Source organism: Candidatus Flexifilum breve (assembly GCF_016713355.1).
Map to the genome: position 1 here is coordinate 531,262 of NZ_JADJPI010000004.1, position 26,137 is coordinate 557,398.

Genomic DNA, 26,137 nt, shown 5'->3' on the forward strand with positions numbered 1-26,137 from the left:
TAAAAAAGGACGAGGTGTGCCTCGTCCTCATCGACACTGGATACGGTTTCGGCTCGACTGCTTAGGCGATTTCAAACGCCACGGGCCAGATCGGACGACCGGGCGGTCGCCGTCCCGCGTTGACATCGGCATAGTAAGCGTCAAAGGGGCTGGGCTGGAAGGCGCAAGCCATCGCCGGTTCCCACGATTTCGCTTCGATGTGCGCCTCCGGGAACGCCCCCGCCGAGGCCGACGCCGGATGCAGCGGCAGTTCAATGCGGGCGCCGCCGCCGATCATGCGCGCCATCTGGCGGGCAATCTCATGATCGCGAGCGAAGAAGGCGCCCGGCGACTGCCCCTCATCACGATGAATGCGCGTATAGCCAACCACTTCCTCGTTGAGCACGTAAACCGACGAGGTGATGAGCGGGTTCGGGCTGAGCCAATCGATCAAGCGATCCCCCGGGTCGATGCTGAAGTCAACCTGCGCTTCTTCATGCTGCCACAAGGCGCGGAGCGCGGGTAAATCAGCCGCCTGCGGTTTGCGTGTGTCCAGCTCGCTCTCCGGGAGATCATGTGTCGCGGTTTTGCAGCTCGACATGCCGAAAGCGTGTGGCACATACACGAAGAGTGGGTAGTAGGTGGGATGACCGAGCAGGAAACAGAGCGCAAACCCCTTGGCGCGCGCCAGCTCATGGCCGCGCGCGATCAAAGCCGCGCCCACCCCCTTGCGTTGAATCGTTGGATTCACCGCGATTGGCCCAAGATTGACCGCGCGCACCGTCGCGCCAGAAATCTGCAGCAGCATGGGCGAAAACAATGCGTGACCGATCAACTGTCCTTCGTCTTCGGCCACCAGCGAGAGTTCCGGATCAAACAGCGCCCGCTGGCGGTGCAAGGCGACGATCAGCGCCTCATCGGCCCGCTCTTCGAACGCCAGAACGTTGATATTCGCAATCTCCGCATAATCACGAGGTGTTGCTGAACGAATGATCATGAGTTTGACTTCATTTCTCGAAAGACCGGCGCGCCCCAAGTATAATCACTGTTGTGAAGCTAGAAACAGTGACAAGGATCACCATGCAAGTAAACCAAGCTGCACAATTGTACCGCTTGCAGACGCTCGATTTGAATATCGCCAAGCTCCGCAACCGCCTCAAGCAAATTGATGATCTGCTGGGCAATGACGAGGAAATCGTCAAAGCAACGGCACAAGTCGCCGCGGCGCAGGCAGCTCAAAAACCGCTGCACGCCCGCGCCACCGAACTCGATCTGGAAGTGAAAAGCGTCGCTGCCAAAATCAGCGAAACGGAAACGGAACTCTACAGCGGCAAGCAGTCGAACCCCAAGGCGTTGAAGGAACTACAGGAAGAGGTGAACGCCCTCAAACGGCGCGAAACGAGCCTGCAAGAGACCCTGCTGGCCACCATGCAACAGGTCGAGGACGCGAACAACGCCATCACCGCCGCCGAATCCGCGCTGACGGTCGCTAATGAGACCAAAGCCGGGCGACAGATCGATCTCCAGGCGGAAAAAGAGAAGGTGGTGAGCGATATCGCCGCAGTCGAAACCAAGCGCCGCGACCACGCCGCCAAAATTGACCCGGCTGCGATCAAAATTTACGACGGTCTGCGGTCGCGGATGAAAGGCGTGCCCGTCGCCGTACTGGGACCGGATGGCTGCTCGTACTGTCACGTCGAACAAACGTCGCTCATCAACCAGCAGGTGCGCATGGGCACGAAGATTGTGTACTGCGAAAGCTGTGGACGCATTCTGGCGTCGGCTTAACGCGCTCGGTTGATCGCGTCGCGCAGGTCACGCGCCGCCCCCGCCGGATCCGCGGCGAAGATGATCGCGCGCGATGAATTAATAATGACGCCCTTCCGGTCGGCATTCACCCCCGCCCGGACGGTCGTTGCTACGTCCCCACCCTGCTCGCCAATGCCCGGGACGAGAAACGTCATATCCCCGACCAGCGCACGAATGTGGCGCATCTCGTCCGGGTAGGTCGCACCGACCACGAGCATGCAGTTATCCGGCCATTCCCGGCTGACGCGCTGCGCGACATGCAGGTACAGCGGCTGACCTTCGATAATCAGATCCTGAAACTCCCCCGCGCCGGGGTTGGACGTGCGGCACAGGATGATACAGCCCTTGTCTGTCCGCGTCAGGAACGGCTTGAGCGCCTCGCGCCCCAGATACGGCGAGAGCGTCACCGCGTCAAAGCCCAGATCGTCGAAGATGGCTTGAGCGTAGGCTTCGCTCGTGCTGCCAATGTCACCACGCTTAGCATCGCATATCGTCAGCATGTCCGGGTAGCGTTCGCGCAGATAGCGCATCGTCTCCCGTACCTCGCGCCACCCCGCTTCGCCGCGCGCTTCATAGAACGCGATGTTGATTTTGAAGGCGGCAGCGTAAGCCTGCGTCTGTTCGATGATGGCGCAGTTAAAGGCGTACTGCGGTGTAGGGTGGGCGCGGTACTCGGCAGGCAGACGTTTCAGATCACTATCCAGACCAACACACACCAGCGAATTGACCGCATCGGCGCGCTGATTGAATTTCTCAACAGCGTTCATTTCACGTACTCCACTTATCCAGATTGGCGGGCGCGCTGCCCGGACTAAAGATTCGGATTCCAGCCGCGCGGGTTTTGCATCCAACCGCGGACAACTTCGGCTTCGGTTGCGGGCAGTTTGCCCATCATATCCGCCGACAACAAGATCGCGTCGAATGTGGTCAGCGTGTGCAAATGCACATCTGCCGCTTGGAACGCGGCGACGGCTTCCGGGAAACCATAGCTGATGATGGCACACACGTCGGTCACGACCGCGCCCGCGCTCCGCAGTGCTTCGACCGCGTCGAGGCTGCTCCCGCCGGTCGTCACCATATCTTCGATGAGCAGCACGCGCTGCCCCGTCACCGCGCCGCCTTCGATGCGCTGGGCCTTGCCGTGTTCCTTCGACTCTTTGCGCACGAACACGGACGGCGCACCGAGCACATACGCCAGCGCAGAACTATGGGGAACGCCGCCCACGGCCACCCCGGCAATCACGTCGTACGGCAGCGCCTTCTCCGCGATCAACGCCTTGAACCCATCGATGATGACGTGCCACTGCGCCGGATGATACGGCAGAATGCGATTGTCCACATACACGGGCGACAGAATGCCCGACTTAAACGTGATCGGCTTCTTCAAGCTGAAGCCGACCGCGCCGATCTCCAGGAGCGTCCAAGCGACCGAGCTGCTCATATTCCCTCTCAATGTGTGCTGCCGCCAATGCGCCGCGATAGATCAGCGCTGACCAATACTGGCCGGCTGGCGTACCGAACCTGGCAAAATCCTCACCACTCAGGATGCCCCCGCACGCGACGACATCGATTGTATAGCCTGCGCGCGCCTTTGCCCGTAACAAATGCGTAACAGCCTCGACCGCCGCCGCGTGCAAGCGACCACCTGCCATCCCCGCCGAGACCTGCGGATTGTCTGGCGTCGGCTGCGCGAGCGTATTGGTCGCGATGACGGCCTGTGCCCCGGTTTCGACCGCCGCGTGCAGCAGCGCCTCATACTGCTCTGCCGCGAGCGCCGGACTCAGCTTGACCCACAGCGGCGCGCGCCCACCGATTTCCGCGACCGCTGCCGCGCAGTACCGCCGCGCCAAGGCATCGGTCTGGTTCGCGCCGGGGTCGTCTTCCGTGTTCGGACAGCTCAGATTGAGCGTAAACCATGCGGGCACAACGCCTAGATCGAGAAAGAAGCGCAGCGCTTCGCGAATCTCCCGCTCGCCCTGATTAAGTTCGTCGACACCCGGACTCACGGCAATATTAATCCCGAGCAGGCGCGGCAGGTGGTGCGCATTCCGCGCCAAAAACGCCGCCGCCGCCCGCGCACCGGGATTCTTCAAGCCGACGCGGTTCTGCGTCGACTGCGTCGCCGGGTCGCGCCACATCACGACCCCGGCGTTGCCCACCCGCGGATAGCGCGTGAACGACCCGAACTCGACCAACCCGACCAGCGCGGGCATGGAACGCCAACCCGGCATAATGTTCTCGCCGCGTTCGACCGCGGCCAGCGCCTCACCTTCACTGGCGAAGCCGTGACCTTTGACGAAGCCCGCCGCCAGCATCAGTGGGTGATCGAGGTACACCCCGCCGACGCTGACCGGGCGCGACTGGCTGAACGCCTGCCACCCGATCATACGCAGCGCCGCACACGCTAGTGCCGACTTATCCGCCAACGCAAGCGCGCGCAGCACCAGCGCGTGCGCGTCCATCGGCGTCAGGTTGAAGATCAGCGGTTTCATGACTCCATACAACCACTCAGTGCTGTACAACACGCTGACCAAACCCTTCCGCCGCTAAAACTCGTTCACCATCATAGGCCAAGGCGCCGCGCACCCGCGTTTCGATCACCTTACCCGTGACCTGCATCCCCGCGTACGGCGACCAGCCACACGCCGAATGCAAATGCGCCGCGTCGATGGTATAAGTCGCGTCGAGGTCGACCAGCACATACGTTTCCGGCGGGCAGGCCAGCCCCCAGAGGCGGCGCGGATTGGTCGATACCAGCTCGACGACGCGTTCCCTGCTGATACAGCCATCGTGCGCCGCCGTCAGCATCAGCGGCAGCGTCGTCTCCAGCCCCGGCACGCCGTAGGGCGGCTTGGCAGAGAGCTTCTCTTCACGGGTATGCGGCGCGTGATCCGATTCGATCACATCGACCACACCGTCACGCACCGCATCCCACAGCGCCGCGACATCGTTCGCCGTCTTGAGCATCGGCTTCATCCACGCGAACGCGCCGAGCGTCCGCACATCATCTTCGGTCAGGAACAGGTGATGCGGGCACACACCCACGCTAATCGGCAGACCTTCGACTTTCGCCGCGCGCAGAAAACCGATCTCCTCCGCCGTGCTGATGTGCAAGAAGTGTGTGTGGCGGCGGTGCTGCCGCACCAGTTCGAGGATTTGCAGCACCGTTTCGCCTTCGGCGTGCACAGCAATTGGTTTGGGGCTCGTCCACGCGGCGTACATCCGGTCGCGCAGCCCCTGATCCTCCACCAGCAGATCGCCCGTCGTATCGTTGCAGAAGATTTTCAGGCCGCAGATGTCCGCCCACGTTCCGGCGAACTCGCCTGTGTTATCCGCCTGCGACGCGCCGAGGTACACCCCCCAGTCACAGCGGGCAGTCGCACCGATCGTGTGCAGCTTGGTATCGAGCGCCGCGCGGTTGATCGTCGACGGCGGCGTATTGGGCATATCCAGCACTGCCCAATAACCACCCGCCAACGCTGCCGCCGTTTCGCTCGCGAAGGTCGCCTTGTGCGCCCATGCGAGATCGCGCAGGTGCACATGGGGGTCGACCATGCCATCGATGCGGAGGACGGCCATTACACATACACTCCGCGCAGCACCTTCGCCAACAGGGCCATGCGGACGAACATGCCGTTTTCCATCTGCTCGAAGTAGACCGCGCGCGGGTCTTCATCCAACACATCGTGATCGGCCTGCGTGCCCATCTCATGCTTGCGCGGGAGCGGGTGCATGAGAATGGCGTCAGCCTTCGCGTGGCTGAGCAGCGACGGCGTCATGATGAAGCGGTCTTTGATCGCCTCGTAGTCGCCGGGGTTCTCGAAGCGTTCTTCCTGGATGCGCGTCCAGTAGATGACGTCGCTTTCGCCAAGTACATCCATGAGGTCAGCGGTTTCGTAGGTCGACACGCCCAGTTCCGCCAGCATAGACATAATCTCGGCGGGCATGCGCAGCGAGTCCGGCGAGACGAAGGCGAGCCGCGTCCCGGTCACGCCGTAACGCGCGATCAGCTTGGCCAGCGAATGCACGGTGCGCCCGTTCAGCAGATCGCCGACGAGGGTGATCGTCTGTCCGTCAAACGTCTTTTTGTGGTCATAAATCGTGAACATGTCGAGCAGCGCCTGCGTCGGGTGTTCGCCGATGCCGTCACCGCCGCTGATGAGCACAGTCGGGTTGTCGATGCGCTGATTCAGCTTGTCGAGATAGTACGCCGCTTCAAACGACGCGCCCTTCTGCGGGTGGCGCATGACGATGACATCGGCGTAACAGCCCGCCGCGCGCACGGTATCAGCGAGATTTTCGCCCTTGTAGACTGACGAGAACTGCACGCCGTTGCTCGCGCCGACCACATCGCCGCCCAAACGCCGCATGGCCGCCTGAAACGAGAGATCGGTACGCGTGCTCGGCTCGAAGAACAGCGACGCCATCACGCGCCCCGCGCACAGTTCGGTCAAACCGCGGTCATGCTGCCGCAGGCGTTTGCGCAGCGAAATCGTCGCGTTGAAGATCGTTTCTAAATCTTTGCGCGCGAATTGATCAACGGTGACGATGTGCTTGCCGACGAAGTCGCCACCAATCAGCGGCGGGGTGTAAGACAGTTCGCGAATCATGGGTTTCTCCTTGCAATTGGCAAAAAAAAGCGGGGAAAACGCCCCCGCTTTCGTTCACTGTGAAATAACGCCTAAAGCAATTCCGGTCGCCCGAACAATGAGATCATGTTCGGATAAATGCATCCGCCGCTCAAACTCGTCGAGCGGCTCTCCGGGTCGAAAAATGACAGGTGCCTGCGCGATCACCGCCCCGGCATCCACCTCCGGGATCACGTAATGCACCATGATGCCCGTCTGGTCAAGGTCGCCGCGCTGGTAAGCGGCATACGCTCGCTGAATCGCATCGACGCCGGGAAACGCGCCGGGCAGCGCCGGGTGTAAGTTGATCACCTTATGCGGGAAGCGATTCAAAAATGCGGGCGACAGAATGTGCATCCACCCGGCTAAGACGATCAAATCCGGGGCACACGGCGCGATCTGGTCCGCGAGATCGGCGTCATACTGCGCCCGATCCGTATAGCCTTTGAGCGGGCAGTACAGGGTCGGGATCTGTGCCAGTTTCGCCCGTTCGAGCGCATAGGCGTCCTTGCGATTCGATACCACGAGCGCAATCTCGACTCCGAGAGCGGCGCGCGCATCGATCAACGCCTGCAAATTCGTTCCCGAACCGGATACCAGCACGACAATCCGCTTCATACGAGCTGCACACCTCGCCCTTCGACAATTTCGCCAATCCGCTTGGCCGTCGGGATGATTTCGACGGTCTTGTCTACCTGATCGACGGGGATGACAAGGATCATCCCGATGCCCATATTGAAGACCCGGTACATCTCCGGGGTGATAATTGAGCCTTTGCGCTGCATAAGGCTGAAGATCGGCGGGATGTCCCACGCCCCCCGGTTGATTTTCGCGCCGATGTTGGGCAGGAAAATGCGCGGCAGGTTTTCGACCACGCCGCCGCCGGTCAAGTGCGCCAAACCGTGCGTTTCGACCCCCGCTTCCCAGAGCTTCGTGACTTCCGAGAGATAGGAGCGGTGCACGGCGAGCAGCGTGTCACCGATAGTCGCGCCATTCAGGTCAGGGTGTGGGATCGTCCAATCTTCTTTTTCGAGCACTTTACGCGCCAGCGAATAGCCGTTGGTGTGCAAGCCGCTCGACGGCAGGCCGATCAGCACATCGCCGACCTTGATGGCCTTGCCCGTGATGACTTTGCCGCGTTCGACCGCGCCGACAATCGTCCCGGCCACGTCAATCTCGCCCACTTCGTACACGCCCGGCATTTCCGCCGTCTCGCCGCCGATGAGGGCGATACCCGCTTCGCGGCAGGCATCCGTCATTCCCTTGATGACCGCCGCGATGATGTCCGGTTGGATTTTCGCGGAGGCGACGTAATCGAGGAAGAACAGCGGGCGCGCACCCTGCACCAGAATGTCGTTGATACAGTGATTGACGAGATCCGCGCCGACTGAGTCCCAGCGATTCAATTTGGCGGCGACTTTGGTCTTCGTGCCCACGCCATCGGTCGAGGCGACCAGCACGGGCGACTGCATGCCCTTGAGCCCGGTCGCATCAAACAACCCACCGAACGTCCCCACATCGGAGAGTACATTCGGGTTGAAGGTGGAGCGCAGGGCGGCTTTGATCTTCTGCACAACGTCATTACCGGCGTCAATATTGACGCCCGCCGCCTTATATTGGCTTTCGGGTTCCGGCGCGGGCGCTGAGGCCGCGCTGTCTTTGGTATCTTGATCGGTCATGTCCCGGATTACTCCAATGTCGCGTCGAAACTGCCTGCCCTCAAAATGAATGCGCTCTACGCCCACGTAAGCCCGTTCGAGCGCGAGCGCGAGCGTGTCGGCAACGGCAGTCACAGCGAGCACGCGCCCGCCCGCCGTCACGATCTGTTCACCGCTCCGCTTCGTCCCCGCGTGGAACACATGGATATCCTCCGGCACACCCGCCAGTCCCGTAATCGGGACGCCTTTGGTGTAGTCGCCGGGATACCCGGCGGAGGCCAAGACCACCGTCGCGCACGCACCGCTTTTCCAGCGCACATCCAGCGACTTGAGTCGACCCTCCACGCAGGCACTCATCACATCATAAAGCGGAGTTTCCAACAATGGCAGTAAAGCTTGCGTTTCCGGGTCACCAAAACGGCAGTTGAATTCCAGCGTGCGCACCCCATCCGGCGTGAGCATCAACCCAGCGTACAGCACACCGACATAGCGCCGACCTTCCGCCGCCATGCCCCGCACCGCCGGTTCGAGCACCTCGCGCGTATACCTGGCAACATCCTCGACGCTCACGTCGGGGACGGGGGCATACGCGCCCATCCCGCCCGTGTTCGGCCCTTGGTCGCCGTCGTGAATGCGTTTGTGATCACGCGCAGGCGGCATCGGCACGACGGTCTCACCATCGCTGAAGGCCAGCAGCGAGACTTCACGCCCGGTCAGCCGTTCCTCGATGATGACTTTCTCGCCCGCCGCGCCGAACAGCGCGCCGTGAAAGATCTCCCATAAAATCGAGGCAGCTTCGTCGCCCGTATCGGGCAGCAGCACGCCTTTACCCGCTGCTAACCCGTCCGCCTTGATGACGAACGGTTTGGTCAGTGTGCGCACGTAGGCCACCGCCGACTCGTAATCGCTGAAGGTGGCGTAGTCCGCAGTCGGGATGTTATGCCGCCGCATGAAGTCTTTCGAGAACGCTTTCGATGATTCGAGTTCACCCGCCGCTTGGGTCGGGGCGAAAATGCGCAGCCCCGCCGCCGTGAACTGATCGGCGATGCCCTGCGCGATGGCGACTTCCGGCCCCACCACGGTGAGGTAGATCTGCTTTTCACGCACAAAGTCAATGAGCGCCGCGAAGTCCGTTAGTGCGACGTTCTCGCACGGGGCCACACCGTCCGCCGCTGGCCATTCGGTGCCCGCATTGCCCGGCGCGACGTAGACGTGATCAGCTGACCGCGCCAGCGCCCAGGCGAGCGCGTGTTCACGCCCACCTGATCCGATGATAAGGACTCGTTTCATACGCGCAGCTTCGCCTCGAAGATGGTTTTGTCGCGCTCGTCCGCAAACAGCCAATTCGGAATGGTAATCGGGTAGACGCCCGAGAAGCAGGCGTTGCAATACCCGGCATCATGCCCCAAAACCGTGCGAATCGCGCTCATCATGCCCGGCAGGCTCAGATAGTCGAGGCTGTCCGCGCCGATCTTCGCGCAAATCTCCGGGATATCGTACTTATTGGCAATCAGCTCACGGTAGGTCGCCATGTCCACGCCCATAAAGCACGGGTGCTTGACCGGCGGCGACGCCACGCGCAGATGCACTTCGCTGGCACCGCTGTCGCGCATCAACTGCACCATCGGGCCGGCGGTATTGCCGCGCACAATCGAATCATCAATCAGGATGACGCGCTTGCCCTTGAGGTTGGCGGTCAGGCCGTTGTACTTGAGGTTAATGCCCTGCTTGCGCAGGTTGTCATCCGGCTGAATGAACGTCCGCCCGATGTAGCGATTTTTGGTCAGGCCTTCGGTGTACGGCAAGCCGCTTTGCTGCGCAAAGCCGATAGCGTGCGGCGTCGCGGAGTCGGGCACGCCGACAACAATATCGGCATCAGCCGAGGCTTCGATGGCGAGCTGACGCCCCATCTGCTGCCGCACGAGATGGATCATTTCGCCGCCCATCACCGAGTCCGGGCGGGCGAAGTAGACATATTCAAACACGCACAACGCCTCTTTCGGCGCCTGCTTGCCCCGGACCGACGAAACCCCCGCCCGATCCAAGCGGAGAATTTCACCCGCTTCGAGTTCGCGGACAAACTTCGCGCCGATGGTCATGAGCGCGCACGTCTCCGAGGCGATCACGTAACCGCCACCGTCCAGTTCGCCGAGGCACAATGGGCGCAGCCCGAGCGGGTCGCGCACCGCGTAGACCGCATCTTCGGTCAGAATCGCCAGCGAGTACGCGCCTTCCGCGATCTCCTGAAAGGCGCGAATGCGCACCATCCAGCGATCCGGCACCGGATCATCGGGGTTGAGCTGGAAAATGTCGCTGCCCCACACTTCCGGCGGCGCGGCGAGGATTTGTGTGACCAGTTCGGTGTCCGTCGTCGACGAGAGGCCGACGCCGCGCTCCAGCAGGCGCTGGCGCAGTTGGAGCGCATTGGTCAGGTTACCGTTGTGCGCCACCGCGAGCGGCCCGTACATCGTTTCGATCAGCGTGGGCTGCGCGTTGCGGATATGCGACGATCCGGTCGTCGAATAGCGCGTATGGCCGATGGCGAGGTGTCCCTTCAACGGCGACAAGTTCTCCTCGTTGAAGACCTGTGCGACCAAGCCCATGCCTTTATGGGAGTAGGCCGCGCGGCCATCACTGGTGACAATGCCCGCGCTTTCCTGCCCGCGATGCTGCAAGGCGTACAGGCCAAAAAACGTCGTGCGGGCGACATCGCGCCCCGGCGCATAGACGCCGAACACCCCGCAAGCTTCGCGGGGGTGATCCTCGTGAAACGTCATCCGTTTCCCTTGACCTCTGCATCATCCTTGACGATGGTGTCGATCAGCTTGCGCTGATAAGCTTCGATCCGTGCCTTCATTTCCGGATCACCTAACGCGAGAATCTTGGCGGCCAGCAGCGCCGCCCCGGTCGGCTCGATGATGACGGCGGGCGCAACCCCGCTCGGCATGCGCAGCGATGAGTAGATGTCCGCTCCGGCAAACGTGTTCGAAATGGGCGGGCACGCGATCACAGGCGCGCTCACCTGCGCATCGACAAAACCACTCAGCGCGTTCGAGCGCCCGGCGATGGTGATGTACACTTTCGCGCGGGGATCAGCTTCGTAAGCCTGCAAAATCGCCAGCACATGCGCAGGCGTTTTGTGCGCCGAACCGACGCGGATTTCCGATGCGATGCCGAACGTTTTCAAGGCTTCGGCAATCGCCTGGGCCTGCGACAGGTCGGCGCGTGAACCCATGAGGATCGGGACGATGGCGTTCATAGTGTCTTCTCCCGGTACGGTGCTAAATTACGAGCGATACGATCAGCGGCGGGTTGTGCACCCGGTACGAACGTGCTTCCGGTCAACCGCTCATAGGCGGCAATATACAGGCCGGCGGCCTGCGCGACGAATTCCGGTGTGAGCGGTGGTTGGACACCATCACCGCGATACCCCTGCGCCACAAACCACTTGCGCACGAATTCCTTATCATAGTTTTCCGGTTCCGCGCCTGTACCGTAAGATTCTGCCGTCCAATAGCGGCTGGAGTCGGGCGTGTGGATCTCGTCAATCAGCGCGAGCTGGCCGCCGATCAGACCGAATTCGTACTTGGTATCGACCAGCAGCAAGCCCGCCTGGCGCGCCACTGCCTGCCCACGCGCGAAGATCGCCAGCGCCGTTCGTTCAATCTGCTCCCACAGCGACTGTTCAACCAGCCCCGTGCTGATGATCTGGTCGCGAGTCAGGCGTTCGTCATGCGCGCCACCTGTCGCTTTAGTCGTCGGCGTGATGATCGGCGTCGGCAGCGCGTCATTCTTCTGCAGGCCATCCGGCAGGCTAATCCCGTACGGCTGGCGGTCGCCCGCCGCATACAGCGTCCACAGCGACGTGCTGGTCACGCCGGTGATGTAGCCGCGCACAATCACCTCAACCGGCAGCGCCTCGGCTTCGCGGGCGACGGTCACATTCGGATCGGGTACGTCAATCACATGATTGTTGACGAGGTCGCGCGTCTGGTCAAACCACCACGCGCTCAACTGATTGAGCACCTGCCCTTTGAACGGGACGAGGCCGACTACGCGGTCAAACGCGGAGATGCGATCCGTCGTGATGAGGACGCGTGCGCCACCCGTCATGTACATGTCGCGAACTTTGCCCGCCCGTTTGTCGCCGAAACCATCTAAGTTCACCGTATCGAGGACGTGCGGCACTGCCGCCAAAATCTGATCCTGTGTGAGCATTCGTTCTCCACCGAATTGATTGACTGGTGTGGGGACGCAGTCGCCCGCGTCCGCAGCAATGGGCGGGAAAGCCCCGCCCCTTACGGTAGGTTAAGCGTGTGGGTTACGCGAACTTCACCGCGTTCTGGAACAGGCGCAAGCCGAGCATCCCCGACTCACCGCGCGTCCAGCGCGGATGCTGCCAAGCGAAAATGTGATCTTCCGGGTGCGGCATCAGCCCAAACACGTTCCCGGCTGGGTTCGTCAATGCCGCAATCGCGTAGCTCGATCCGTTCGGATTAAGCGGATAACCCACCGCACCGCCCCGGCTGTCAACATAGGTCAGGGCGGCCAGGCCCGACGTCCACAGCGTATCCAACGCCGTTTGATCGCGCGCCGCGATGCGCCCTTCCCCATGCGCTACCGGGCAGTAGATCGGCTCGGTCAGCCCATCGGTGAACAGTGACGGGCTCGCGATGTTCGGCTGCAAATACACCCAGCGACATTCAAAGTGGCCAGACTCGTTATACGTCAGCGTGACCGAACCGTCATGTTCACGCCCCGGCAGCAGCCCCGCCTTGACCAGCACCTGAAAGCCGTTGCAAATGCCCAGCACCGGGCGACCGCTGGCGACAAACTGCGTGAGTTGGTCAGTGAGGCGGTGGCGCAGATCCGTCGCCCACAGCTTACCCGCGCCGAGGTCATCACCATACGAGAAGCCGCCGGGAACAATCAGCAGGTCGTAGTCAAGCACGCGCGTGTCACCGTTGAGCAGATGCGTCATGTGGACGATGCGACTCTCCGCGCCCGCAACCTCGCAGGCCAGCGCCGCATCGCGGTCGCGATTCGTCCCGGTCGCGTGCAGAATGAGAGCTCGCGGTTTGGCCGTGCGCGGGTTCACCGTGCGCGCAGTCTTCACTGCGGCGCTAATTTCCGGTCGAGTCAACTCGACAGGTTCGGCGGCGACCGCGCCGCGCCACGCGTGTTCAAATTCGTCAATGCGCGCGGTCAGGAGCAGCGACGCATCGTCCTCGTAGATCGAATAACGCAAGTCCAGACGGTTATCCGGAGTCACGCGTCCGATCAGCGCTATGGGCGCGATGTTCAAAGCGGCGTCAAACGCTGCTTGATCTTCGAGCGCAACTTCGACGATGAACCGCCCGCTCGATTGTGAGTACAGCACGCGTTCGGGATAGGTCTCCGCATCAATGTGTCCATCAAGCTTGTGCAGGAACACTTCCGCGCCGAGCTGCCCCGCGATGCACATTTCGGCGAGTGCCACGGCGATGCCGCCTTCGCTCACATCATGACATGCTTTGACCAAGCCCGCCTGCATAGCGGCGTGCAGCGCGCGCATGATCTGGAGCGCATCCGGCACGGGCTGCGGCACAACACCGCCCGTCACCCCGTGGATCAGGTGATAGTGACTACCGCCGAGTTCGTCACGCGTCTCGCCAATCACATACAGCAGGTTCCCCGCCGCCTTCAGATCCATCGTGACCGCCTTGGTCACATCCGGCACAATCCCCAGTGCGGAGATCAACAGCGTGCCGGGGATGGCATGGCGCTGACCATCCGCGCCCATGTATTCGTTGTTTAAGCTGTCCTTGCCACTGACAAACGGCGCGTTGTAAGCGATAGCCGCGTCATAGCACCCCTGTGACGCCCGCACCAGCGACCCAAGGCGGTCGGGCAGCAGCGGATTGCCCCAGCAGAAGTTATCGAGCAGCGCGATCTGGTCGGGGTCAGCGCCGACCGCGACCGCATTGCGAAACGCTTCGTCGACCGCCGCCCACGCCATCGCGTAGGGGTCAAGATCACCGTAGGGGGTGCACAACCCAGCAGATAGTGCCGCGCCCTTGATGGTCTTGGCAGCCTCTGTCACCGTGCCGAGCGGCACGATCACGCTGGCGTCGTTTGGACCGTGTTCGTCCACGCCGCCCAACGGCTTGACCGCCGTCCCACCCTGTACCTCGTGGTCGTAGCGCCGGATCACGTCTTCTTTGCTGCGAATGTCCGGGTGCGCCAGCAGTTTCAGCAGCGAATCGGTCAGCGTTATTTCACCCCCTCGCCCCTGGGAGAGGGGGTCGGGGGGGGAGGTTGTCGGTTGCCACACCGCTTGCAAATGGCGGCGCGGAATGCCGTCATGCAGGAAGTCCATCGACATCGCCGCGACCAGCTTCTCGCCGTAATACAGGCTCAAGCGCCCATCAGCGGCGAACGTGCCGATGCAGACCGCTTCGATGTCCTGCTCGTCGGCAATTGCCTTAAGGCGCGGCCAGTTTTGCGGCGGCACCGCGAACACCATGCGTTCCTGCGCTTCCGAGAGCCAGATCTCCCACGGGCGCAAACCGGGGTACTTGAGCGGCACATCCGTCAATTGGACGTGAATGCCCGTCTTCGCGCCAAGTTCGCCGACCGCCGACGACAACCCGCCCGCCCCGCAGTCGGTGATCGCATGGTAGAGCCGCTCGTCGCGCGCCTTGAGCACAACTTCCAGCGTCTGTTTCTCGTGAATAGGGTGACCGATTTGCACCGAACTCCCGGCAATCTCGCTGGTCGACTGATCCATCTCCATACTGGAGAAGGTCGCGCCGCGCAGACCGTCGCGCCCGGTGCGCCCGCCCACCACGATGATCAGGTCGCCGGGCTGGGGGTCAGTCGGGTGCGCGCCGTGCGGCAGCAGCCCCAAACACCCGCAAAACACCAGCGGATTCGCCGTGTAGCCGGGGTGATAAGCGATCGCGCCGTTGACCGTAGGAATGCCCATCTTGTTGCCGTAGTCTTCCACGCCGTGAATGACCCCATCGGCGATACGGCGCGGATGCAGCACACCCTCCGGCACGCTGTCAAACGGCATCTCCGGCGGGCCGAAGCACAGCACGTCAGTGTTGGCAATCGGACGCGCGCTCACGCCGAGGATGTCGCGCACCACGCCGCCGACGCCCGTATTCGACCCGCCGAACGGTTCGAGCGCAGACGGGTGATTATGCGTCTCGACCTTGAAGGCGAGGTCGAAGCGATCATCGAATTTGACGATCCCCGCGTTGTCGACAAACGCCGACCGCACCCAATCGCGGTTGACCTGCTCGGTCGCCGCGCGGATGTAGGTCTTGAGCAGTCCATCGATCTGCGTCGTCTTGCCGTCCGCATCGGTGAAGTCGATCAGCGCCTTGAACGTCTTGTGGACGCAGTGTTCGCTCCAGGTCTGCGCAATCATCTCCAGTTCGACATCGGTCGGTTCGCGGTTTTCCGAGCGGAAATAGGCTTGCACCGCGCGCATCTCGTTGAGGTCGAGCGAGAGCCGCCGCTCCGCGCTGATCGCTTTCAGGCGGGCGTCGTCGGCGTCACAGACCAGAATAGTCTCGACCAGCCCATCGCCCGGCTTATGCGGCACAAACGGCGCGCTGATCGGCGTGTCAATCTCATAGCGTTGAATGACTGGATTCGAGAAGACTTTGACGGCCAGCGTTTCGAGGTCAGCGCGGGTCAGGTCGCCTGTCAACAAGTAGCGCTGCCCGGTCGCGGCCCGCTCCAGCGCCGTCACGCCGAGCAAGTGCGCCGCGCGGATGAGGTTTTCCGCCGCCGGGTCGGTCACGCCGGGGAGGAGCGTCACTTCCAATGTATGTTGAAACGAGTGGGGTGGGAGGGTATCAATGCTGTACTGCTCGGTGACCGCATCGGCGAGGAGTTCCGCCGCCAATTGCGTGACCTGCTGGTGCGTCAAGTCCCCATACAAAAAAAATAGCCGGATATACTCACATCCGACTACCGATGATACACCTAATTGGTGAGCGGTATGAACTCTGGGATCGCGTCCAGCACTGCTCGTACGTGACCAGACTTCGACACGGTATGTCCGCGCTTCGTTCAACCGGCGACTCCTTATGTTTCAGCCGCATTAAAGAAACGTGCCAAATCTTAAAACGTCCTTAGCAATTGCGCAAGCTTTTGATCGTTAAGATTTTATATCCCTGACCGTAGGGGAAACGTGGGGTAGAGGTGGCGGTTTCACCCCATCTAATCTGCAGTTTTCACTAGAATAGTGATCATGATGAATCGACCAACACCCTACGTCCAGCAGCGCCCCATACCGCCCCGCCGGCGGCGTAAGCGCTCAAATCCACCCTTCTGGCTGATCGGTGGAGCAGCGGCCGTCATCGCGTTCGTCGGCTTGCTTGGCGTGGCGCTGATCGCCTTGATCGCGCTGTCGCCGCAGCGGGTCATGGCGGGCGTGCAGATCGCGGGCGTCAATGTCGGCGATGTGACTGTCGCCAACGCGCGGGCGGCCGTCGAAACGCTGGCGAGCAGTCCTGTCGCGGCGGTCGATGGCGAACGGCGCTGGAATATTCCGCTCTCGGATCTCGGCGCGACGCTCGACGTCGAAGCGACGCTGAAAGCCATTGAGTCAGCTCCGGTCAACACACAGGTGACCCCAATCTACACTGTGGATTTGAATCTCGCCCAATCCGGATTGTATGCCTTGAGCGAATCCGCGAATATCGCCGCTATTCCCGGCGATCCGCCGCAGATTGGCCGCGCCATGGATATTCCGGTCATGCTGGATCGCCTGCGCGTCGATGTCTCCGGCGAACTGGCCGATGGCGTGTTCGAACTCGACATGATCGAAGTGCAGCCAGAAGAAGAGACCGCGGCCAATTACACTGGCGCGACCAGTACGCACATCGTCGCAAGCGGCGAAGAACTCGGCTTGATCGCGCGGCGCTATGGCGTGACGGTCGACGATATCATGGCGCTCAACCGTCTCAGCGATCCCAATTTTATCTGGGTGGGGCAGGAACTGACGATCCCGGCGGCAGGCGAGTACGTACCCGAAAATGTGCCCGCCGCACCTGCTGGTCGCGGCAAGTCGATCCTCGTGTCGAACGACCAGCAGCGCATCTACGCTTATGAAGATGGCGCGCTGGTGTGGACGCGGATCGTCTCAACCGGACTGCCCGCCACGCCGACCGTCACGGGCGATTACAACATCTACGTCAAATACGTCGCCGACGACATGAGCGGACCAGATTACTTTCTGCCGCAAGTCCCCTACACCATGTACTTTTATCAGGGGTACGCCATCCACGGGACGTACTGGCATAACAAGTTTGGCCGCCCCATGAGTCATGGCTGCGTTAACCTCCCTGTCGGGGACGCGCAGTGGATATTTGACTGGGCGGAAGTCGGCACGCTCGTGCGTGTGATTTAAGCTGGGCTGTCGCCATCGGGACGCGGCAGCGCGTCCCGACACCCTCGCCCCATTAGATGCTCTTCAGGCATATTTCCACTTACACGAGTAAATTCCCGTGACTTCGTGCACTTTATACGAGCTTTTGCAGCCCCAAATTTCAAACAGCGCTATAATTAGTTGCACGTGCAACAAATTTGAGGACTATAACGTTGTTAACCGCAATTTCTGAGTCCGTGGCCCACCAAGAGTACCGCCTCATCATCGATATCTTCATCTATCTGGATGCGTTTGACCGTCAACTGCTCCGCCGCTTCGGTTTGACCCCGACCCAATACAACGTACTCCTGCACCTTGATCCGCTGTCGGGCCAGCAGCTCGTCACACTCAGCGATCTGATGCTGGTAGCGCGCAGCACGATCAGCCGCATCATCGACCAGATGGAGGCCGCCGAACTCGTTCACCGTGTCACCGACCCGGATGATCGGCGGGCGCAGCGCGTTGTCCTCACGCGCGCCGGCGTCGATCTGCGTGACCGTGTGCACGAAGCGCACGGCAAAGCGCTGGAGGAATACCTGAGCGGCGTTGATCTCGCCGAGCAGGAAGAACTGCTGCTGCTGCTCCGGAAAATGCGTTCCGGCTTAGCCGCTAATGTTGGGGACGGAAACTAAGGAGGTCTCGCGTACACCAATCGTTCGTTCTCGTCGCCGCTCGTTTCTCGATTACTTAAGCAAGTAGGGAGAATCAACCCCAATGAAACGCAATATGTTGTTTGTGGCTTTAGTGCTGGTCATCACTGCTCTGTTTGTGACCCCTATTGCTGCCCAGGATGATCCCGATCTCCTGATTTGGGCAGACCGCACCCGTACCCCCGCCCTGACCGCCGCCGCGGAACAATTCTCCGCTGACTTCGGCGTGACCGTCGAAGTGCAGGAAATCGGCATGGGCGATATTCGCGCCAATCTTGGCGTCGTCGGCCCGACCGGCGAAGGTCCGGACATCATCATCGCCGCGCACGACTGGATCGGCGAACTGGTGCTGAACGGCTCCGTCCGCCCGATTGACCTCGGCGATGCGGCGGAACTCTTCACCCCGGCGTCGCTCTCCCTGTTCACCTACAATGGCGAACTGTACGGCGTGCCCTACGCGGTGGAAAATGTCGCCTTCTTCCGCAACACCGACCTCGTCCCCGAAGCTCCGGCGACGTGGGCCGAAGTCAAGGAAATCAGCGAACAACTGGTCAGCAGTGGCGCGTCGGAACACGGCTACGTCATTCAGACCAGCGACTTCTATCACTTCTTCCCGATTGTCAGCGCGTTCGGCGGCTACATCTTCGGTCGCGATGATGCGGGCAACTACGACCCGACCAACGTCGGCATCGACAGCGAAGGCACGATTGCCGCGGGCGCTTGGCTCCAGAGCATGGTGGAAGCCGGGCTCATCCCCGACGCTATCGACTATGACGTCATGCACGCCATGTTCGAACAGGGCGACGCTGCGATGATCGTCACTGGCCCGTGGGCGCTCCCGCGCATCCGTCAATCGGGCGTTCCGTACGCGATCAGCGACATTCCGGCGGGCGATGCTGGCCCCGGTCAGCCGATGATCGGCGGTCAGGGCTTCATGATCAGCGCTTACACCGAAGATGCCCTCCTCGCCGAAGCCTTCCTGATTGACTTCATGGCGACCGAAAGCGCGATGCAGGCGATGTACGATGTCGATCCGCGTCCGCCGGCCTTCGTCCCGCTGCTCGAAACTCTCGCCGATCCTGATCTCGAGGCTTTCCAGAGCGCTGGTCTGGTCGGTGTGCCGCAGCCGTCGATCCCTGAAATGTCGTCGGTGTGGGGCGCAGCCGCCAACGCGCAGCAGTTCATCATTCAGGGCGACCTGCCCGCTGACGAAGCCTTCCTCACGGCGGGCGAACAGATCCGCACCCTGATCGCGGGCGGTGAAATCGAAGCAGTTGCGGCCTCAACGGTCGGCGACACCCCGCCGGAAGATGGCCCGCAGGCCGTCTCGATCCCCGGCACGGTCAACTCGGCCATGGGCTGCGCGGGCGACTGGGATCCGGCGTGTGCGGAAGCTCAGCTCGCTTACAGCGCCGCGGGTGATGTGTGGCAGGGGACGTTTGTCCTCGCCGCGGGCGAATATGAATATAAGGTCGCGCTGGATGGCGCGTGGGACGAAAACTACGGCGCGAATGCGGAACGTGACGGCGCGAACGTCGCCCTGTCGCTGGCCGAAGAAACGCCCGTCACCTTCATCTACGACAACAAAACCCACTGGGTCATGGACAACGTCAACTTCATGCTGCTGACCGCCCCCGGCGATTATCAGGATGAAATCGGCTGCGAAGGCGATTGGCAGCCCAACTGCCTGCGTTCGCTCCTGCAGGATGCGGATGGCGACGGCGTGTACAGTTTCACCGTGAACACGCTCCCCGCGGGCGATTATCAGGCCAAGGCCGCGCAGAATATGGCGTGGGACATCAACTGGGGTGTCGATGGCGCGCGCGATGGCGCGAACATCACCTTCACCGTCCCCGCAGACAACGCGGAAGTCACGTTCTCGTTCGACTCCAGCAGCAGTGTTCTGACTGTTGAGGTCGCTGGATGAGCGCGGCAGCGCAAGCTAGGGGTCCGCAAGGGCCCCTAGCCTCCCTCAATCTGACCAACCTCGCCATTCGCCTGCTCGTCATCGCGATTGCCGATGTCTGCGCACTTTTGCTCGGCGTCGCGGTGATCGGCGATGGCAACTGGTTCCTCGGCCTCACGATCATCATCACCGCGGCCATCCTCAGCTACGTCAACCTCAAGCCAGAGCTGTGGCCCGTCCGCTGGATGACCCCGGCGCTCGCGCTCGTCGCCCTGCTCGTCATTTACCCGATGGCCTATACGCTGTATGTCGCCTTCACCAATTACAGCGACGGACACCGCTATACCAAAGTCGAAGCCATCGAAATGATGGGGCAAACCCTGTACCTACCGGAAGGCGAAGCGAGTTACGAGTGGGAAGTCTTTCGCAACGAAGCGGGCACTTATGCTCTGTGGCTGAGCGCTGATGACGGCCAGCAGTTCTTCGCCAGCCCCGGCGCGGCGCTGGTGCCGGTCACAGGCGATGTTCCGGAGGCGTACGAAGGTTACACACACTTAGAAGGCGGAGAGCGTTTCCGCGCTTTATCCGAAATCCAAGAGATGCAATTCGGGCCGGATGACAACCCCGTCGGGATTGCTTCCCGCACGCAGGCCGGCGTTTTTCGCAAAAAATGGGAGTTTGACGCCGCGCAGAATGCGCTCGTCGACCGCGAAACGGATACCCCCTATTTCGCCGACGACACGACCGGCTTGTTCACCGCCACCAGTGGCGAAACTGCACCGCTCGGCTACTGGGTCGCCGTCGGCTTCGGCAACTTCACGCGGATTTTCACCAGTTCAGTGATCAGTGGGCCGCTGGCGCGCGTGTTCGCGTGGACAATTGCCTTCTCGCTGATTTCGGTGATCACGTCGTTCGCGCTCGGCCTGTTGATCGCGCTCATCCTCAACAAGGGTTTCACGGGCGTCCGCATCGTCCGGTCGCTGCTGCTGATTCCGTATGCCGTCCCCGGCATGATCAGCATTCTGATCTGGCGCGGCATGCTCAACCCGAACTACGGTGTCGTCACCACAGCGATACAATCGGCTTTCGGTTGGGCGCCTGAGTGGAATTCCGACCCCGGTTGGGCGAAAGTGGCGATCCTGCTGGTCAATCTGTGGCTGGCCTTCCCCTACTTCATGCTGATTTGCAGCGGCGCGCTCCAAGCGATTCCCACGTCGATCTACGAAGCCGCGGAAGTCGACGGCGCGAACCGCTTCCAGCAGTTCTGGAAGATGACGATGCCGCTGCTGCTGGTCGCAGTCGGCCCACTGCTGGTCGCTTCGTTCACATATAACTTCAACAACTTTCTGATCATCGAAGCGATGTTTGGCGGCGGCCCACCCATGATCGGTACGAGCGCGCCTCCGGTTGGCCACACGGACAACCTGATCAGCTACACGTTCCGCTACGCCTTCTCCGCGGGCGGCACGCGCGATTACGGCTTTGCCTCGGCCATCGCCATCGTGATCTTCTTCATCGTGGGCGCGCTCACCCTGTTCCAGTTCCGGTTTACGCGGCGTTTAGAGGAGATCGGCGAAAATGTCTAACGTCACGACAGCACCTCAGACGCAGGCGGCGCCTCGGGCTAAAGCCGAACGCAAGCTAGGCAGCACACCGCCAGCGCTGCTGGTGGTCCAGATCATTATCATCGGGCTGGTGATCATCTTCGCGCTGTTCCCGGTCGTATGGATCATCTCGGCGGCCTTCAACCCGAGCGGTTCGATGGTCAGCCAGAGCTTCATCCCGCAGAACGTGAGCAGTGTCGACGAACTGCTGACTAACTTTCGCCGCCTGTTCGATGACCCGACCATCCCGTTCTGGCGCTGGGTCGGCAATTCGCTGGTGATCTCCAGCGTGACGACCGTGCTCACAGTGAGCATGACAGCGTTGAGCGCGTATTCGTTTTCGCGCTTCCGCTTCTACGGTCGGCGCACCCTGCTCGTCGGCTCGATGCTCATTCAGGTGTTCCCGAACATTCTGGCGATGGTCGCGCTCTACCTGCTGCTCCTGCAGGTCGGGCAGTACGTGCCGTTCTTCGCCATCAACACGCACGGCGGGTTGATCCTCGTCTACCTCGGCGGCGCGATGGGCGCGAATACGTGGCTGATGAAAGGCTTCTTCGACTCGATCCCGCGTGATATCGATGAGTCCGCGATGGTCGACGGCGCTACCCACTGGCAGGCCTTCACACAATTGATTCTGCCATTGGTTGTCCCGATTATCGCCGTCGTGTCCATTCTGGCGTTCGTCGGCACGCTCAACGAGTTCTTGCTGGCGCGCATTGTGCTGACCGACCGCGAAAACTGGACGCTCATGGTCGGCCTGTTCAACTTCGTGAGTGCTGAATTCACCAACGACTGGGGCGTGTTTGCTGCCGGCTCATTGATCGCGGCGACGCCGGTCGTCATTCTTTATCTCTCGCTGCAACGGTACATCGTCGGCGGCCTGACGGTCGGCGCGGTGAAAGGTTAATCGTGGATTTCATCTTTGGAACGTGGTCAACCGATGAACTTAAGCTGATTCACCATCGGGCAACGCGACGCGGCTTGCAGCATCATGGCACCATCAGCCCGCGTGACCCGCAGCCGGGTCAGCCGGTGGTGGTGGATGCGCTGACAGGCGGCGATTTTCACGCGGATCACGTCGCCCTGTACTATACGCTCGATGGCAGCCTCCCCGCCGGATCGCGCGGGGTCGCTGCCAACGGCATCGCGCTCCCCATGGATCGCGTCACCATTGAATGGGACTCGATCTCGTGGGCGTACCTCACGCACTGGCGCGCGACCATCCCCGCGCAGCCCGACGGCGCGGTTGTGCACTACCGCATCAGCGCGTGGTCAGACACGAACGGGAATGAGGAAACGTTCGCCAACTTCCCCGACTCGCAGCAGATCGTCGAAGTTGCCGCGTCGAATTACTTCAAAAACCTGCCGATGCCGAACAACTACACACCCGGCGACCGCTGCGGCGAAGTGTTCACGTATCATGTCGACAGCTTCCGCTCGCCGCAGTGGGCGCACGATGCCGTGATCTATCACATCTTCGTCGACCGCTTCTACCCCGGTGACGGGAAAACGTGGACGCAGACCGAAGATCTCTTCGGCTTCTGCGGCGGCACGCTGTGGGGTGTGATCGACAAACTGGACTACATTCAAGACCTCGGCGTGAACTGCATCTGGCTCAGCCCGACCTGGGAAAGCCCCTCGCATCACGGCTACGATGTCACCGACTACTGCAAGACCGAGCCGCGCCTCGGCGGGGACGAAGCGCTTAAGGCGCTGGTCAAGGCGGCGCATGCGCGCGGTATCCGTGTGCTGCTCGACCTCGTGTGCAATCACATCAGCAACGAGAATCCGGTCTTCCAGTCGGCGCTCAACGACGTGAACAGCCCGCACCGTGACTGGTTCATCTTCGATGATTCGCCCATCGGCTACCGCACATTCTTCGCCGTCGCCTCGATGCCGCAGGTCAACTTGACGAACCCCGGCGCGAAAGCGTGGATGCTCGACATCGCGCGTTACTGGCTCAAAGAATTTGACGTGGACGGGTACCGCCTCGACTACGCGAACGGCCCGAATCCCCAATTCTGGTGGGAGTTCCGCGCCGCCTGCCGCGAAGTCAAACCGGACAGCTACATCTTCGGCGAAGTGGTCGAAGCGCCGGATAACATCGCACACTACATCGGGCGGCTGGACGGCTGCCTCGACTTCCACATCGGCGAGGCGCTGCGCCGCACCTACGGCTGGAAGAATCTCTCGGAGAAGGCGCTCGACGAGTTCATCGCGCACCATCACCTGTACTTCCCGTCGGATTTTGTGATGCCCTCCTTCGTCGACAATCACGACATGGATCGCTTCCTGTGGATCGCTGAGGGGGACAAAGAGGCGCTCAAGCGCGCCGCCGCCTACCAGATGAAGCTGCCCAACCCGCCCATCATTTACTACGGGACGGAAGTGGGGCTTAATCAGGATCGCGGCACGCATGGCAATGGCTTACACATGAGCCGCGTACCCATGCTCTGGGGCGAGGATCAGGACGCCGACATGCTCGCCTTCTACAAACAAATCATCAAAGCGCGTGGGTAATATTCAGTCTTTAGTGGGACGAGATTGACTCGTCCCATTATTCGGCTCTAGCTACGGAAGTCCCATAGGCGCATTACCCCATCACGTCCTACAGTTGCAAACATAGTACCATCAGGAGAGAGAGCAACTTCCTCAATGACCGCCAAGGTAGCTGGAATACTATATTCGCGTCGGTAATCGATCAATCGCAACTTTTCACGTGCTGCAACGTCCCACCAATCACTTGCCCATACACACTAACAGAAACTAGATACAGCCCGTCTGGGGTGAAATCTATGTCAAAGACAGAGTCGATATGTTCGCGAGGCAACAGATACTGCTCACTAGTTTCGAGACTCCGCAGATAAATATTCGCCGACGCTGTGCTCCACGCTACCCATTCCCCGTTCGGGCTGAATTCGACATCATAGATCCGCGTTGAGTTCGTATTCGCGATGGAGAACGCTTCTGTGTCATCATTCAAGCTAAATATCCGCAGCACTCCATCTGTACCCCCAGATAACAAACTTGAGCCATCTCTACTGAAATCTACTCCCCCAAAACCCTTTGTGTGTCCCGCAAAAAGGGCCGCCCACCCGCCCCCCGGGGCGCCCCCCAAAAGGGGGACGCCCCCGCCCGCCCGGGGGGGGGGGGGGGGGGCGGGGGGGGGGAGAGCACAACATTGGCTGCATTCGTGGAAAGAGCATGAGCAGATCCTAATGTGTCAAGATCAATCAATCGGACGCCTCGACCGTCGCAAACAAAAGCCAGGAAACGCCCATCCCAGCTGTAGTCTAGACTGATGACATTTGGGCAGTCGTCCGGTTCGATCGAACGCGAAATGGCTTGGGATGCCACTTCCCAAAACAAAATTGTTCCAACACTCGCACCCAAAGCAATCGTCTGACCATCAGGCTTAAACGCGAGCGAGCGCAAGGAGTTATCGTGGGTATAGGTCGACACTTGCGCAAATGAGTTAACAGTCTCGCGTGAAAGCACAAAAGAGAGAGTTGCTACGGGACTGCTAACAAGCAATTGGGTTGCAGTTGCAGTGCTGGTAGGTAGAACATATTCGGCAGCTTCTAACGTGCGTAAACGAGAGTCGAGCGTGCCTGTTGCCTGACTCAGCGTCATAATCTGGTTATTCAAAGCCACTTGCGTTTCGGCTGCCCGGACGGCTGATTGCGTTTCGCCAGCATTTCGGGTGCGCTCGATATCATTCCGAGCCCGATTGGTAAGCACAACTGCCGTAAAGGCGACCATAATGATCACCAGTACCGAGACGCCGATGAACACTGCTACGGTTCGTCGACCACTACGCAGTTGAATCGCTTCTTTCGCAACCTGCACAACCCGCAGCGTCGAGCGCGGATACCGCGCGATTTCCCGCAGAATAGTGATGGCTTCGCGCTCCGTCTTCGCTCCGACGCGGGCGGTTGCGCTCAACTGGTAGACGATTTCGAGCATGTCCTGTTCAGTCAGCGTGTCGATGTGCTCAAGTTTCTGGCGGATTTCCGCTAATGGGTCGGGCGGAAACGGAAACGCCGGACGCGACGGCAGCGGATCAGGCGGTGGGAATTCGCCTGCCGCCACCCGATCTTTGAGTACAGATAGTGCTTTCGACAGTTCGATGATAGTTTCCGGGCGGTTCAGCGCCCGCCCGTTGACGAACTGCGTCTCGCGCAGCTTGCCCACGGGCAGTTCTGCGTCGAGCAGCATTACGGGCAGGATCGGTTTATTCAGGTCGAGCGCGTATTGAAATTCCGCGCGGCAGGCCGACGAATTGGTCGATTGCGGCGAGAGCGCGAACACAAACACTTCGCACCGTTCAATTGACGAAGTGATACTCTTCCACCAATCCTCACCCGCCACGATTTCTCTATCAAACCACGCATCGTGCCCTAAGTCAGTGAGGAGCTTTTCCAGCGTTTCAACCTGCTTGCGATTCACACGTGCATAGCTGATAAAGATCTTCAT

General features: G+C 61.0%; 21 protein-coding genes. 7 read left to right on the forward strand and 14 right to left on the reverse strand.

Annotation, left to right across the window (positions count from 1 at the left end):
- Positions 1–61 precede the first annotated feature (61 nt).
- Positions 62–976 (reverse strand): GNAT family N-acetyltransferase, encoded by a 915-nt coding sequence (locus IPK17_RS03105; protein WP_343416203.1) that lies wholly within the window; start codon positions 974–976, stop codon positions 62–64.
- Between the two features lie 83 nt (positions 977–1,059).
- Here IPK17_RS03105 and IPK17_RS03110 point away from each other — a divergent pair, with 83 nt between their 5' ends.
- Complete coding sequence (locus IPK17_RS03110; RefSeq protein WP_343416204.1) at positions 1,060–1,767, forward strand: zinc ribbon domain-containing protein; 708 nt, start codon at positions 1,060–1,062, stop codon at positions 1,765–1,767.
- On the opposite strand, the gene pyrF is transcribed toward IPK17_RS03110, so the two are convergent.
- The 11 genes from pyrF to purL form a co-directional block, all read right to left on the reverse strand.
- Positions 1,764–2,555, reverse strand: coding sequence for an orotidine-5'-phosphate decarboxylase (pyrF, locus tag IPK17_RS03115; RefSeq protein ID WP_343416205.1), 792 nt, complete (start codon positions 2,553–2,555; stop codon positions 1,764–1,766). The genes IPK17_RS03110 and pyrF overlap by 4 nt on opposite strands.
- 44 nt (positions 2,556–2,599) lie before the next feature.
- Entirely contained in the window at positions 2,600–3,229 is a 630-nt protein-coding gene (gene pyrE / locus IPK17_RS03120; RefSeq protein WP_343416206.1) for an orotate phosphoribosyltransferase, read from the reverse strand.
- The gene (locus tag IPK17_RS03125) at positions 3,153–4,280 is read right to left on the reverse strand and encodes a hypothetical protein (RefSeq protein ID WP_343416207.1); all 1,128 of its coding nucleotides are present in this window, start codon (positions 4,278–4,280) and stop codon (positions 3,153–3,155) included. The genes pyrE and IPK17_RS03125 overlap by 77 nt, the downstream gene beginning before the upstream one ends.
- Before the next feature lie 16 nt (positions 4,281–4,296).
- Entirely contained in the window at positions 4,297–5,367 is a 1,071-nt protein-coding gene (locus IPK17_RS03130; protein WP_343416208.1) for a dihydroorotase, read from the reverse strand.
- On the reverse strand, positions 5,367–6,398 hold the full coding sequence (pyrB, locus tag IPK17_RS03135; protein WP_343416209.1) for an aspartate carbamoyltransferase: 1,032 nt from the start codon (positions 6,396–6,398) through the stop codon (positions 5,367–5,369). The genes IPK17_RS03130 and pyrB overlap by 1 nt, the downstream gene beginning before the upstream one ends.
- A 54-nt stretch (positions 6,399–6,452) precedes the next feature.
- Positions 6,453–7,034: a phosphoribosylglycinamide formyltransferase gene (gene purN, locus IPK17_RS03140; protein WP_343416210.1), complete on the reverse strand. Its 582-nt coding sequence runs from the start codon at positions 7,032–7,034 to the stop codon at positions 6,453–6,455.
- Positions 7,031–9,364 (reverse strand): phosphoribosylamine--glycine ligase, encoded by a 2,334-nt coding sequence (gene purD / locus IPK17_RS03145; RefSeq protein ID WP_343416211.1) that lies wholly within the window; start codon positions 9,362–9,364, stop codon positions 7,031–7,033. The genes purN and purD overlap by 4 nt, the downstream gene beginning before the upstream one ends.
- Positions 9,361–10,851, reverse strand: coding sequence for an amidophosphoribosyltransferase (purF, locus tag IPK17_RS03150; RefSeq protein WP_343416212.1), 1,491 nt, complete (start codon positions 10,849–10,851; stop codon positions 9,361–9,363). The genes purD and purF overlap by 4 nt, the downstream gene beginning before the upstream one ends.
- The gene (locus IPK17_RS03155) at positions 10,848–11,333 is read right to left on the reverse strand and encodes an AIR carboxylase family protein (protein ID WP_343416213.1); all 486 of its coding nucleotides are present in this window, start codon (positions 11,331–11,333) and stop codon (positions 10,848–10,850) included. Before IPK17_RS03155 ends, purF begins: the two co-directional genes overlap by 4 nt.
- Entirely contained in the window at positions 11,330–12,292 is a 963-nt protein-coding gene (locus IPK17_RS03160) for a phosphoribosylaminoimidazolesuccinocarboxamide synthase (RefSeq protein WP_343416214.1), read from the reverse strand. Before IPK17_RS03160 ends, IPK17_RS03155 begins: the two co-directional genes overlap by 4 nt.
- A 103-nt stretch (positions 12,293–12,395) precedes the next feature.
- On the reverse strand, positions 12,396–15,998 hold the full coding sequence (purL, locus tag IPK17_RS03165; RefSeq protein WP_343416215.1) for a phosphoribosylformylglycinamidine synthase subunit PurL: 3,603 nt from the start codon (positions 15,996–15,998) through the stop codon (positions 12,396–12,398).
- 324 nt (positions 15,999–16,322) lie between these two features.
- Between purL and IPK17_RS03170 the strand changes: the two genes are divergently transcribed.
- From IPK17_RS03170 to IPK17_RS03195, 6 genes are all read left to right on the forward strand, one after another.
- Entirely contained in the window at positions 16,323–17,483 is a 1,161-nt protein-coding gene (locus IPK17_RS03170; RefSeq protein ID WP_343416216.1) for a L,D-transpeptidase family protein, read from the forward strand.
- 191 nt (positions 17,484–17,674) lie between these two features.
- Positions 17,675–18,133 carry a MarR family winged helix-turn-helix transcriptional regulator gene (locus IPK17_RS03175; RefSeq protein WP_343416217.1) on the forward strand — a complete coding sequence of 153 codons (459 nt, stop codon included), beginning with the start codon at positions 17,675–17,677 and terminating at the stop codon, positions 18,131–18,133.
- A gap of 82 nt (positions 18,134–18,215) precedes the next feature.
- Entirely contained in the window at positions 18,216–20,078 is a 1,863-nt protein-coding gene (locus IPK17_RS03180) for an extracellular solute-binding protein (RefSeq protein ID WP_343416218.1), read from the forward strand.
- Positions 20,075–21,643 carry an ABC transporter permease subunit gene (locus tag IPK17_RS03185; RefSeq protein ID WP_343416219.1) on the forward strand — a complete coding sequence of 523 codons (1,569 nt, stop codon included), beginning with the start codon at positions 20,075–20,077 and terminating at the stop codon, positions 21,641–21,643. The genes IPK17_RS03180 and IPK17_RS03185 overlap by 4 nt, the downstream gene beginning before the upstream one ends.
- Positions 21,636–22,568, forward strand: a complete 933-nt coding sequence (locus IPK17_RS03190) for a sugar ABC transporter permease (protein WP_343416220.1) — start codon at positions 21,636–21,638, stop codon at positions 22,566–22,568. The genes IPK17_RS03185 and IPK17_RS03190 overlap by 8 nt, the downstream gene beginning before the upstream one ends.
- A gap of 2 nt (positions 22,569–22,570) precedes the next feature.
- Positions 22,571–24,181, forward strand: a complete 1,611-nt coding sequence (locus IPK17_RS03195; protein WP_343416221.1) for an alpha-amylase family glycosyl hydrolase — start codon at positions 22,571–22,573, stop codon at positions 24,179–24,181.
- 181 nt (positions 24,182–24,362) lie between these two features.
- Here the strand turns inward: IPK17_RS03195 and IPK17_RS40395 are convergent, their stop codons facing one another.
- Both IPK17_RS40395 and IPK17_RS03200 read right to left on the reverse strand, forming a co-directional pair.
- Entirely contained in the window at positions 24,363–24,779 is a 417-nt protein-coding gene (locus IPK17_RS40395; RefSeq protein ID WP_350341612.1) for a WD40 repeat domain-containing protein, read from the reverse strand.
- Positions 24,710–26,137, reverse strand: a complete 1,428-nt coding sequence (locus tag IPK17_RS03200; protein WP_343416222.1) for a toll/interleukin-1 receptor domain-containing protein — start codon at positions 26,135–26,137, stop codon at positions 24,710–24,712. Before IPK17_RS03200 ends, IPK17_RS40395 begins: the two co-directional genes overlap by 70 nt.

What these genes read in the sequence shown, in the direction of transcription:
- IPK17_RS03105 (WP_343416203.1), bottom strand. Translation starts at nt 976, where the DNA reads ATGATCATTCGTTCAGCAACACCTCGTGATTATGCGGAGATTGCGAAT.
- IPK17_RS03110 (WP_343416204.1), top strand. Translation starts at nt 1,060, where the DNA reads ATGCAAGTAAACCAAGCTGCACAATTGTACCGCTTGCAGACGCTCGAT.
- pyrF (WP_343416205.1), bottom strand. Translation starts at nt 2,555, where the DNA reads ATGAACGCTGTTGAGAAATTCAATCAGCGCGCCGATGCGGTCAATTCG.
- pyrE (WP_343416206.1), bottom strand. Translation starts at nt 3,229, where the DNA reads ATGAGCAGCTCGGTCGCTTGGACGCTCCTGGAGATCGGCGCGGTCGGC.
- IPK17_RS03125 (WP_343416207.1), bottom strand. Translation starts at nt 4,280, where the DNA reads ATGAAACCGCTGATCTTCAACCTGACGCCGATGGACGCGCACGCGCTG.
- IPK17_RS03130 (WP_343416208.1), bottom strand. Translation starts at nt 5,367, where the DNA reads ATGGCCGTCCTCCGCATCGATGGCATGGTCGACCCCCATGTGCACCTG.
- pyrB (WP_343416209.1), bottom strand. Translation starts at nt 6,398, where the DNA reads ATGATTCGCGAACTGTCTTACACCCCGCCGCTGATTGGTGGCGACTTC.
- purN (WP_343416210.1), bottom strand. Translation starts at nt 7,034, where the DNA reads ATGAAGCGGATTGTCGTGCTGGTATCCGGTTCGGGAACGAATTTGCAG.
- purD (WP_343416211.1), bottom strand. Translation starts at nt 9,364, where the DNA reads ATGAAACGAGTCCTTATCATCGGATCAGGTGGGCGTGAACACGCGCTC.
- purF (WP_343416212.1), bottom strand. Translation starts at nt 10,851, where the DNA reads ATGACGTTTCACGAGGATCACCCCCGCGAAGCTTGCGGGGTGTTCGGC.
- IPK17_RS03155 (WP_343416213.1), bottom strand. Translation starts at nt 11,333, where the DNA reads ATGAACGCCATCGTCCCGATCCTCATGGGTTCACGCGCCGACCTGTCG.
- IPK17_RS03160 (WP_343416214.1), bottom strand. Translation starts at nt 12,292, where the DNA reads ATGCTCACACAGGATCAGATTTTGGCGGCAGTGCCGCACGTCCTCGAT.
- IPK17_RS03170 (WP_343416216.1), top strand. Translation starts at nt 16,323, where the DNA reads ATGATGAATCGACCAACACCCTACGTCCAGCAGCGCCCCATACCGCCC.
- IPK17_RS03180 (WP_343416218.1), top strand. Translation starts at nt 18,216, where the DNA reads ATGAAACGCAATATGTTGTTTGTGGCTTTAGTGCTGGTCATCACTGCT.
- IPK17_RS03185 (WP_343416219.1), top strand. Translation starts at nt 20,075, where the DNA reads ATGAGCGCGGCAGCGCAAGCTAGGGGTCCGCAAGGGCCCCTAGCCTCC.
- IPK17_RS03190 (WP_343416220.1), top strand. Translation starts at nt 21,636, where the DNA reads ATGTCTAACGTCACGACAGCACCTCAGACGCAGGCGGCGCCTCGGGCT.
- IPK17_RS03200 (WP_343416222.1), bottom strand. Translation starts at nt 26,137, where the DNA reads ATGAAGATCTTTATCAGCTATGCACGTGTGAATCGCAAGCAGGTTGAA.